Source organism: Succinivibrio dextrinosolvens DSM 3072 (assembly GCF_900167015.1).
Classification (GTDB): domain Bacteria; phylum Pseudomonadota; class Gammaproteobacteria; order Enterobacterales; family Succinivibrionaceae; genus Succinivibrio; species Succinivibrio dextrinosolvens.
In genome coordinates this window covers 1-1,197 of sequence record NZ_FUXX01000102.1, presented here as the reverse complement: position 1 = coordinate 1,197, position 1,197 = coordinate 1, and the positions used below count along the sequence as shown (strand labels likewise).

Sequence of the window (1,197 nt, the reverse complement as noted above, 5' to 3'; positions counted from 1 at the left end):
AAATCGTATTTGAAAATTTCAATTCCCTAGAAATAACAAAATTCTATGTTTGAAAAATGAAAGAGGCTGACATACTTTTTAGCCAGCCTCTTTTGATTAACTCTCGGATAAACTTGCACGAGGCTTTGAATCTGGCTGAGATTCTGTCTTGATATCCTCAGCCTCAACCTTTATATCTGAGGATTCTTCCTCGTCCTTTGAAGTCTCTTTATTCTTCATTTCTTCCTGCTGCTTCTTGGCCTTTTCCATCTGAGCTTCATTTAATGTCTGCTGAGCCTCAGCTGCAACCTTCATATCCTGACCAGATGGTTCTGCAGGAGCTTTTGCCGCTTTGATGACAATTCTCATTTTCTGAATTGTCTTATCAGGATCACTTTCCTCTGATGTATCAATATTTACATGACCACCTACAGCATAATCCTTTCCGTCAGGACCTTTCTTATAATCGTACACAGGGGCACTTGCGTACTGGCCTCCTGCACTCTGATGAGCTTTTTCATGTGTCTTTACTTCCTGATCTCGTTTCTTAAGCTCTTCAAGCTCAGCCTGTTCCTTGTCAGAAAGTTCTTCACCGTTTGACTTCTTGTCGTTTTCCTTATCTATCTTTTTCTTATCTTTCTCTTTATCATCCTTACTCTCTGGATCTGTCTTTATTGCTTCATCTGACTGAGTTTCTTCGTTATCAATATCCTCAGGCATCTCCTTTGGAAGTTCCTGACTCTGTGATACTGATTTTGCAGCATCCTCAATACTTATGTTTGAGAACTGTCTGTATGCCATTAAGGCTTTAGAACGATTCTTTGAGAACAGATCGTCGTTAGATGCATCAAGAGGTTTTTCTGATAGGGTAACAACATCATCCTGAAGAGTGTTTTTCTTTTTTTCATCATCTTCACGGTTACCTACCAGAGACACAGCGGTATTGTGAGCCTGATAAACTCTGTTCTCAGCCCCCTCAATGCTATGTAGATAAATGGTATTAACCAGTGACATAAAAAACACCTCTCCGTATTACATGGTTAACGGCAGTGGACTTTATAAACTTGAGGATTTTTTTAGAGAATTGATAAAAAGGAAGGGGCGGTCACAAAATAGGGCTCAAATGTAGTGACCCCAGTAAATTGAACAAAAACAATTTACGATAATTTTAAGGTTGAATTCCTAACTTCACAAGGAGTTCGACCTTTTAATTTGACC

General features: G+C 39.1%; 1 protein-coding gene. It reads right to left on the bottom strand.

Translation table 11 applies throughout. The features are described from left to right. Window positions 1-96: 96 nt before the first annotated feature. Window positions 97-993, bottom strand: coding sequence for a putative metalloprotease CJM1_0395 family protein (locus B5D46_RS11990; RefSeq protein ID WP_078929654.1), 897 nt, complete (start codon window positions 991-993; stop codon window positions 97-99). Between the last annotated feature and the right edge of the window lie 204 nt (window positions 994-1,197).